At 59.2% G+C, this 8,777-nt stretch carries 11 protein-coding genes; all 11 read right to left on the bottom strand.

Going from position 1 to position 8,777, the window contains the following annotated elements:
* A partial coding sequence (locus DSM100238_RS08970; RefSeq protein WP_152356318.1) for a hypothetical protein occupies positions 1–279 on the bottom strand: 279 nt, incomplete at its 3' end.
* 19 nt (positions 280–298) lie between these two features.
* Positions 299–754, bottom strand: a complete 456-nt coding sequence (locus DSM100238_RS08965; RefSeq protein WP_152356317.1) for a hypothetical protein — start codon at positions 752–754, stop codon at positions 299–301.
* 20 nt (positions 755–774) lie between these two features.
* Complete coding sequence (locus DSM100238_RS08960) at positions 775–1,287, bottom strand: hypothetical protein (RefSeq protein ID WP_152356316.1); 513 nt, start codon at positions 1,285–1,287, stop codon at positions 775–777.
* The gene (locus DSM100238_RS08955; RefSeq protein ID WP_152356315.1) at positions 1,284–1,817 is read right to left on the bottom strand and encodes a hypothetical protein; all 534 of its coding nucleotides are present in this window, start codon (positions 1,815–1,817) and stop codon (positions 1,284–1,286) included. Before DSM100238_RS08955 ends, DSM100238_RS08960 begins: the two co-directional genes overlap by 4 nt.
* Positions 1,814–2,110, bottom strand: coding sequence for a hypothetical protein (locus DSM100238_RS08950; protein WP_167511138.1), 297 nt, complete (start codon positions 2,108–2,110; stop codon positions 1,814–1,816). The genes DSM100238_RS08955 and DSM100238_RS08950 overlap by 4 nt, the downstream gene beginning before the upstream one ends.
* 35 nt (positions 2,111–2,145) lie before the next feature.
* Positions 2,146–2,310 (bottom strand): hypothetical protein, encoded by a 165-nt coding sequence (locus DSM100238_RS09405; RefSeq protein WP_167511137.1) that lies wholly within the window; start codon positions 2,308–2,310, stop codon positions 2,146–2,148.
* A 6-nt stretch (positions 2,311–2,316) separates the two neighbouring features.
* On the bottom strand, positions 2,317–2,841 hold the full coding sequence (locus DSM100238_RS08945; protein WP_152356313.1) for a hypothetical protein: 525 nt from the start codon (positions 2,839–2,841) through the stop codon (positions 2,317–2,319).
* A 36-nt stretch (positions 2,842–2,877) separates the two neighbouring features.
* The gene (locus DSM100238_RS08940) at positions 2,878–5,418 is read right to left on the bottom strand and encodes a hypothetical protein (protein WP_152356312.1); all 2,541 of its coding nucleotides are present in this window, start codon (positions 5,416–5,418) and stop codon (positions 2,878–2,880) included.
* Positions 5,419–5,443: 25 nt separating this feature from the next.
* Positions 5,444–7,075 carry a hypothetical protein gene (locus DSM100238_RS08935; RefSeq protein ID WP_152356311.1) on the bottom strand — a complete coding sequence of 544 codons (1,632 nt, stop codon included), beginning with the start codon at positions 7,073–7,075 and terminating at the stop codon, positions 5,444–5,446.
* On the bottom strand, positions 7,075–8,001 hold the full coding sequence (locus DSM100238_RS08930; RefSeq protein WP_152356310.1) for a hypothetical protein: 927 nt from the start codon (positions 7,999–8,001) through the stop codon (positions 7,075–7,077). Before DSM100238_RS08930 ends, DSM100238_RS08935 begins: the two co-directional genes overlap by 1 nt.
* A gap of 11 nt (positions 8,002–8,012) precedes the next feature.
* Positions 8,013–8,777 (bottom strand): hypothetical protein (locus DSM100238_RS09400; RefSeq protein ID WP_167511136.1); only part of this gene is annotated, 765 nt, incomplete at its 5' end.

Below are 8,777 nucleotides of genomic sequence, written 5' to 3'. Positions count from 1 at the left end.
GTTCAGGGTCAGGTTGGTGTTGTTGAATCTGACGTAGCAGAGTGCTGCATCACTGACAGTACCGCTGCCTGTCGTTTCCACGCTCATGACCAGCGGTTTACCGTAGTATGGGGTGATATCAATGGGCGGAAGCAGGACGCGCCCGGCACTGTCGCCGGTCGAAATCACATGCAGGACACTGGTGCTGTCGGTGTAGGAGAGTGTGCATCCTGTTTCGACTGTCAGCCCAATGGTTTTGAGTAATGGGTTCGCGCACAGGTTCTTGAGGGTGTCGGTCATGCCGCCACCCCCGAGACTGCTACTCGGGTCGCGTGTCGTAGAAGAAGTGCGTCAACCCCATGCCGCGCAACGTCTGGTAGTCGTCCGGCGTGAACGAGCACACCCAGTCCAGCGTGTACCCGCCAGCCGGAATGTACAGGAACGGGTCCCAATGGTCCCTGCCTCCGCTGACTTTGCCCGCTATCGTATGCTCGTCGAACTGCTCCACGACACTGGCACCTTCGAACCAATACCCATTGTTGACGGTCTTGTCGATTGATTCCAGTACGCGGAATACGACGATCATCTCCGCGTGCAACCCGTTGAACGTTCCAAGAGCGATACCGCTTTTCGTCGCATCTGCCGGTGGCGTGTACCGGTATTTCCCGGAATCCAACCGCGTGATGTTGACGATGCTGGTGCTGTCCGCCCATATTCCTTGCGGCTGGTTGATGCACTTCGGATTGGTGACGTGGTTTTTCAGGAGGTGCGTCATTCAGCACCCCCCCGCGTTGATTACTCGGGGTTGGTACCGTAGTCGAAGTAGTCCATCGGCGCGGGCAAGCCGGTACCATGAAGCATCAGCTGGTAGTCTTCGGTACGCGTCAGCATGGGCCGCCACCATTGGAACGTGCTGTTGTCCACGGCTGGCCCGTACAAGCGGACTTCCAGACTCGTAGTATCCTGCGGGATAGTGAATTGCAGGACTTTCCGCCCCGTACTCGCGGTACCGCCATCCGACATGTTGCCGAGAATCGTATTGCCCAGTACGAACATTAGCCCGTTCCCACACTCCGTCGCGTTTGACGGTACCCAGCTGAGTGAGCAGGCGAAGGTCATGTTCACGCCACGATACGCGGTCACATCCGGTAGGATAAGACGCGCGAACGCGTCGTCGCTGTTGCTGTTCGTCACATTCAACGCGTACTGCTCGGTTAACGGCGTGACGAACGCGCCGTTGGCTGTCCATTGGCCGCCCGTGAACCGGGGGTCGGTAATCAGATTCCGGATTTCCTTGGGGGCGGTCATGCGACCACCCCGCTACGCTTACTCCGGGAGCGTCCCGTAATCGAAGTACACGGGAATACCCCCCCCCCGCTGTTCGCGACCATATCATACGTTGACTTCGCTTCCAGCAGCGGATGCCAGTAGAGTGCGTCATGTTGGCCGACCGTGCCGGTTTCCCCGGTGGTGAATCCAATCAGAATCCACGGCATGTCAGCGGTCACCGTGAAATCGCATGACTGCGTGACAGCGTTCCTCGAATCCTTCACCCCATCATCAAGTAAGACGATTGCGCCGTTGTCAGGGTTTGAGCTTCCCCAGATGATGCACCCGCGGCACGGTTTCTCATGCCACGTGAGCACTTGGAAATGGTATGCGCCGGGGTCAAGCTTGACAGGCCACATGTAGATGTCGGCACCCGTACTGACATGCTCCGCGACCAGTCGCGGGACGCCGTTCAAATCACTGTGCCGCATCGAGCTGGAATTCCACTTTGGGTTGGTGCCGGTCAAGCTGAATCGAGGGTTGGGGAACAGGTTACGCCGCTCTTTCATTGGTTTCCTCCCATCAAGTTGTCGTCTTTCACGTGCGCGCTCATGATCTCGTCATGCAGCCGTGTGCCCGTCCCGTTACCGCCCAACGCGTGATACGACTGGTACACGCGGTCGGCTTCCTCCTTCAAATCCACCGGCACCGGACGCCCCACTGCGACCGTCGAACCATGAATCTGTATCAACTGCGCGCGAAGCAAATCCTGCATACCGGTTTTCAACGCGGCAAGCTGGCGGACGGTACGCGCCGTCCAACCAGCCAAACCACCACACCCGAACGGGATAAGCCAATCCACACACTGTTGGATAACGTGCGGCCAGAAGGGTCCCATCAGTCTCCCCCGCCTTCCACGACGCTAGCGGGCGCATCCATCGGCTGGCTGGCCGTATGCTCCTGCAAGGTTTTCACTTGGGCGCGCGCCACCGCAAGCTCATAGCTGAGACTGCTGATCTGCGTGGTCAACTCGTTGATGACTTTCATTGCGTCAACATCCACGTCCGGTCACTTCCTCTCATTGACAAGTTGTTTGTCTTCATCGCTCACCGTGAGGATGGTCTTGACTTCGCGTAGCTCGTTGATGGTGAGTGTGCGCGTGTTGCCGGTCACACTGTCGGTCAGGTTGACGCTCGTGCTGTTCTGCTTGTCGGGGATGCTGGCCGTGAGATTGCGGCTCCGGTCGGCGGTTACCCAGACTTCCCCTTTCTGCCAGTCATTCGAGTGGACGAGGCCGGTGCGGCGGGGTTCGTGTTTGACGCTTATTGGGGGTGGCGGCAGGTCGATGGTCACGGTTGGTGTGACCGTATCTGTGTTGGTTTCGGTCGTATTCGTGCCGGGCGTAGTGGCGGCGGGCGTAGTGGCGGTCGTACCTGTATCTGTGGTGGCGGCGCCCGTCGTATGGGTCGTGCCGGTGTGGGTATCCATGCCGCCGGTATCGGCGACACTGGTGCCGGTGGCATCGGTCACGGCAGTCGAATCCTTGCCCACGGTGCCGGTGTCGGTCGTGGTCGTATCAGTGGTATCAGCCATATGATTCTCCTTCACTACAAATAGGTCGATTATTATTCAGACTTGGTAAATGAACGTCGCGCAGAACCAGTACGCGGCATTCGGGCTAAACGGGTCAACATAAATATCCCCGGCAGTCACGGGTTTCCCATTAGCATCCGTCACACCGGAATCCACGTTCTTCCCGATGATGAAACAGTCACCAACGTGGCCGTTCGCCATGGCACAACACGCGTTGATACCATTCGCGGGAATATGCTCCGCCAGCAGGCGTCCAGCCCTCCACCGTGTGCCGATATTCGACGTGCATTGCATTTCGAGTGTGAGGAACCTCAGATTGCCGACGATGAGCAGTCGGGTACGCGGGTCGTTCTTTCCCGCGCCCGTGTATTCGCTCCAATTCGCGTTCTCGAACGTGAGGATTTTCGTGATGTCGGTGATGTAGTACGGGTCGATACGAGCACCGTTCAGGTAGATGCCGCCAGTCCAGCCGCGGAAATCAGTGCCCGATGATTGGATATCCACACGGTCGGCACCCATCGAGATTTGCTGCCAACCTTTGGAATACCTGGTGATATTGATTTCCGGGTTCTGCGCCGTGACACCGATGTGCATGGTGGTGTGCGAGAACACGTCACCGTCTGGTTCACCGCTGTCAGTGACGCCGGCGCCTTGGATATCACCGGACACCAGCCAGTTCACATTACCGTTCTTGTCGTATCCAACCAATTTACCGGTGGTCACGTTCTGCACGGTCTGGTTGCTGATTTCGATTCGCGCGCCGCTCAACGCGGTACGGAACGTGCCCGTCATCGTGTTCTGCGAACCATTCAAATCCAACGTCTGATTACCATTATCGTCCCACGCCTGTAATGCGCTGCCGGACAGCTTCACACCACGATTCACCGCCGCCGTAGTCTGAATAACCGCGCCAGTCACCGTACCCGAATTGATGGCGGGCGTGTTCAGCGTGCTGTTCGTACTGACCGCACCCTTCATGAGGATACTGCCCGTCGTCGCGTCCACGGTCAGTGTGGTCGCACCGTTCCTGTCATACGCGACCAAACCACCCGACGTGATCTTCACACCGCGACTGGCCGTGGCAGTGGTCTGGATAGTACTGCCCGTCACCGTGACACCACTCAAATCGCCGCCGGACTGCACGGTGTCCTTCACGCTCAACACCCACTTGCCGTTCACCTGCGCGTACGAAAGCGAATCACCGAAAAACACGCCACTCGAATTCGCTTGCGCAATCGTTGTGGCCAATGCTGAATCAGTGAGCGTGAAATCAGCGCCCCTCACAGTCCCGCCGATGACCTTGCCACCTTGGAGGGTTTTGCCGTAGATCGCGTCGGCGGCAAGCTCCTTCGCACCGACCGTGCCGGTCGCGAGGATATTGGACGCGACGAAGTTCTTCTCGTTCCACGAACTACCGTCCCACACGTACACGCCGCGGATGCGCGATGAAGGTATCTCCATGACGCTGACGCTCTTGTCCGGCTCGCCCTCCGCGTATGTACGGTAATCGGAACGCTTGTACCATTGGTCGCCGGGCGTCAAACCTGAGCCTGTCGGCGCGGTCTCCGCGAGATAGATACGGTTTTTCCCGTCTGCGGTCTGTTTGACCTGTGTCAACTGGGTGGACAGGTCGCTGACCTTCTGCACAGCCGTGTTCGCGGTGTTCGCCGCGTTATCGGCGGTGGTTTTCGCCGTACTGGCGGTATTTGCCGCACTGTTCGCCGTGCTGACGGCTGTAGCCGCGCTACTTGCCGCACTGTTCGCCGTATTTGCCGCCGTGCTGGCCTGACTGGCCGCGTTATCTGCCGTGGTTTTCGCCGTGTTCGCGGTATCCGTCGCATCCTTCAACCCGCTCGTCATCTGCGAAGACAAGGAAGACAGGCGGCTGTCCGTGTCCGCGATCTGTGTGCTGGCCGCCTGCACGCCACTCGTGTTCGACTCCACCTGTTGCTTGGTGGAGGTCAAATCCGATTGCACGCGGCTCACCTGTTTGGCCGCGTCCTCCGACGCGGCTGACAGAATCTCACTCGTCTTGTCCGCCAACTGTTGTTGGCTGACGACCGGTTCGATGATGACCGTCACGACACCGCTTTTCGGACTGGCGTTCGGCGTACTCTCACCGGCCTGATTGTGCGCGTCATCATACGCGACGGCCCACAAGTCGATGATGTCACCCTCCGCATACCCGGTGAGCGTCACGCTCCCCGCGCCGTACATGGTACCCGCATCAGTGACGGTCGTATCCCCGTCCTTCTGCGCATACACTTCCACATGCGAGAAATCAGCCGGTAGCGGTTCAGCCAAAGTCCCAGCCCATGAGGCGACGACGACACCCATCTGGCAGACCGCCGTGAACCCGGTAGGTTGGGATGGAGGGGTCGTATCCCCTACCCATTGGATGATGCCGCCGTTCTCGCTGGCCGCATCGCCCATCCACGTTTCGGTGCCGTCACCGTTATCGACGCGCACCGAACCGGTCGGACGGGTCATCGCACTATCAGCCTTGCTCAACGCGACCGAAGCGACCAGCAACGGCAGCGCGTTGTCATCAGGCCGCAACTCTCCATGCACAGCCATACAGGCATACCCCTCTCAAACATGTTCAGGCGGTCACGTCAACAATCGGGTCGAACTTCAACGTGACCTTGCCGCTCTCGTCACCGCTCATCTGCATGAGCCGCATCACATACACGCCGTCCGGCCAATCCGGATACCCTTCGATGGCGATGTGGAATGTTTCGCCCGGCCAGAACGAGCCGAGCGGATGCAACAGGTTCCCCGCCGCATCAGTATCGTCCGCATCCAATACGCCGGTGAACTGGGCGAGCGGGTATTTGCTGGCCGCCAACTGCGCGTCAGTACGGCCTTTCAACTGTTCGTACAGTTTCACATCCGTGCCCGTGACCACACTCTCCCTGAGCGGCCACGGGTCAGTCACACGCGAGGTGAGGGACAGGTCTTCGGACATGGCGCACAAGGTCGCCGTATCCGTGCCGCTCCCCGTACCGTATACGCGCATGACCGGCGCCGCACGGTCGATCTTCACCTGCTCCAACGTGCCACCGTCAGGGCCGGAATCCAGTGAAAGCTCCTGCTTGTTCCGCAGATATATGTCGCCGTCGCTGCCTGCCTCGAACCGGAAGCGAATATGCTGACTGTCAGACTGATACGGGCGGAACTGCATGTCAGGCCCGCCGTCCGTGCTCGCGATGTTCTTCAATATCTGAGCGCACGAATGGTTCGCGATATTGTAATCCTTGTATTCGGCTACCGACTGGCGCGTCGTATACGTTACGTGCGGCCCGTCCGTACTCGTACTGCTGCCCGTCTGATTCCCGTCAGAATCATACGAATATGTCGTGGTGCGGGTCGTCACCGTCACCTTCGCATATTCCTTCTGATTCTCCGTGACGGTGGTTTTCACGATCACGGTCTTACCGGTCGTAATGGTCTTGTCACGGGTACGGCTACGGGTCGTCTTCACGCCCTTGCTGTTCGTGTACGTGTAGTTCTCCGTGACCTTTTTCACTGCGGTCTGCTCGCGCGTATGCGATTCAGTGACCGTGGTCTTGTCACCGTCCACCGTGGTTTCCGTATACCCGTCCGCCAGGTTCGTCCGCCACTTCGACTTCCTTGTATTGCTCGATGACGTGTCCGTATCCCCGCTTTCGACCGGCAGGCTATGCGTCCCGCCCTCACCGAGATACGGCAGGTCGATAGGCAGTTGGCCGCCCGGCTTATCACTCGTACACGCTTGAATCACCGCACACGCCAACGCGCGATACGACAGATTCTCGTACCGCCATACGCCCGGTGACGTGTGATTCTTACCAGAACCGAAACCATTCTCATGTACCAGATACCGGTCGCCAAGCACGGTCAGCATCGATACGAACGGGAGACTCACATCCTGCCGCGTACTCGAACGGACGCCCAACGCGCCAGCCAACACGGGCGTACCAAGACTACCCGCGTCCTCACGCCCGGTACGCCAGAACAACACCAATCCACGCTTGTATGGTTGCAACGCCGACGCTTTCGCCGCCGCATCAACCCCAGGAATCTGCGACCACGGCAACTGTAGTCCGCTCACCTCATCGACACCCACGTCCTTCCCCGTCGTCGTCGTGAACGACGAATCCGACACGCTCATGCTCCAACTGAACGACGGAATATCAATCTTCTGCGCGAGCAGACCGGTCATCGTGTCATACAGGTAAGCGCTCCACGTCATCAGGCCACAGCCCCCCTATCCCAGATGATGAACCTACGGCCACACCACAATGCGTCCTTGTTGTCGGTCGAGGGATTGTAGTGGAATGCTGGCGCTCCACCGTTTTGGAGCCATGTGCGTAGGCGCGCCGTATGAGTGCCAGCCGTGACGGTCGTGATATACGACGTTTCGTGTGTCTCCCACGCGCCGAACGACACGAAGTTAGCGCACGAATGGTCAAGGTCCTTGCCGTCCAACTGGAATCCGACGGCCCACTCCGAACGGTGCGCCGTATCCTCCCACGATGTCGCGGTGGCTGAACTGTAATTGACTTTGAACTGGAACTCGACCAGACGGTCGGTCGGCAGCGTGAACGTTATCGGCTGCTCATACCAATACTTCTTCGCCGTACTATCGCCGGTAAAATCGCGCCTGTCCCAGTTCTCACCGAGCTTGCCGAGACTCGCACCATACGGAATCGCATAGTTAATCGAATCCGTTGCGGTTGCCGAGCTTGTGGCCGTCGCGTTCGCCGGGACGCGCATCGACCTGAGCAGCGTGCAACCAGCCGGAAGCGCCGGAGCGACCGGGTTAGCTGCTGGTGTGCCCTGCGTCACACCGACCACGACACTATTGTCAGCGTCCCCGGCCTTCGGGTTATGGGCTGTGATCCACACCAAGTCGATACGCGGGTTGGACGCATCACCAGCCGACACGGCAGAAGTCTGCCCGCCCGGCCAGTACGCCAACGTCTTACCATCCGCATCACCCTTCGAGCAGACGGCCACACCCGCAGCGACATCGTATTGCAGGTCGCTGCGCCCCGTCACGCCCAGCCCGTCGATAACGCCCGTGTTATGCCATTGCGCGGCGATAATCATACGATGCACTTCCGGGGTGACACCATTGCCGTTACTGTCCGGCTGGACACCCAAAGCCGTAGCCATACCTAATCTCCTTACATGTATGTGTCATGGATGCTGCAATCAACCCAACCGGTGCCGCCGGTACGCAGGACGACACTCAACGTTCCGCCCGGTTCGACGGTAGGGAACCCACGCGCCGACAAGCGGCGGGACACATCCAACCCGCCGACCGTCGCGGAACGTGATCGGCAATCCAATACCAGCGGCACGCCATACACCGGTTGTGTGCATTCGATCGAAGTGTTCAACGACGGGAAATCAAGGGCGACACCGTTCGGGAACGGGCCGTTGCATGTGAACACCGGGTATGCGCGGCTCGTCCCCTCATTGCGCAATAGTCCGGCAGACTGCGACGCGACATTCGCCGTATCACTGGAACCGGAATACGCCAGCGGGTACGCCAAACCGAACCGGCCACGGTTCGTGCCGATCTCCATGACGGAAGGACTCTCGTCAGGCGTTCCCTGCCAATACGTGATATAACCCAACTGGTTGTAGGACAGGCCGACACCAGTAGCCCCGTCCACCGCGTGGCTCGCCAGCAACTGGAAGCTACGCGCCGTGTGGGATAGCAACTCCGGGCGAGGGCACACCACATTGATGGTGCCCTCGGCCCATTCCCTGTCCCATGTGCCGTCCGTCTTATCCATCGAAGCCATGCCCGTACACGTCAGATCATGGTCGCTATCGACGATGCGAACCGTCACCAGCCGGTGCGCCACCATACGACGCACCTTGTCCCACAAGCTCAACGTCTCACTGCGGTCACGCCCCCACACAGCAAAATGCAATATCAC

Source organism: Bifidobacterium apri (assembly GCF_009299485.1).
In the GTDB taxonomy this organism is placed as follows: Bacteria; Actinomycetota; Actinomycetes; order Actinomycetales; family Bifidobacteriaceae; genus Bifidobacterium; species Bifidobacterium apri.
This window is presented reverse-complemented; position numbering and strand designations above follow the sequence as displayed.

Coding starts and splice junctions, on each gene's coding strand:
- DSM100238_RS08935 (WP_152356311.1), bottom strand. CDS start 7,075: ATGACGTGGAGCGCTTACCTGTATGACACGATGACCGGTCTGCTCGCG.
- DSM100238_RS08965 (WP_152356317.1), bottom strand. CDS start 754: ATGACGCACCTCCTGAAAAACCACGTCACCAATCCGAAGTGCATCAAC.
- DSM100238_RS08945 (WP_152356313.1), bottom strand. CDS start 2,841: ATGGCTGATACCACTGATACGACCACGACCGACACCGGCACCGTGGGC.
- DSM100238_RS08955 (WP_152356315.1), bottom strand. CDS start 1,817: ATGAAAGAGCGGCGTAACCTGTTCCCCAACCCTCGATTCAGCTTGACC.
- DSM100238_RS08960 (WP_152356316.1), bottom strand. CDS start 1,287: ATGACCGCCCCCAAGGAAATCCGGAATCTGATTACCGACCCCCGGTTC.
- DSM100238_RS08930 (WP_152356310.1), bottom strand. CDS start 8,001: ATGGCTACGGCTTTGGGTGTCCAGCCGGACAGTAACGGCAATGGTGTC.
- DSM100238_RS08940 (WP_152356312.1), bottom strand. CDS start 5,418: ATGGCTGTGCATGGAGAGTTGCGGCCTGATGACAACGCGCTGCCGTTG.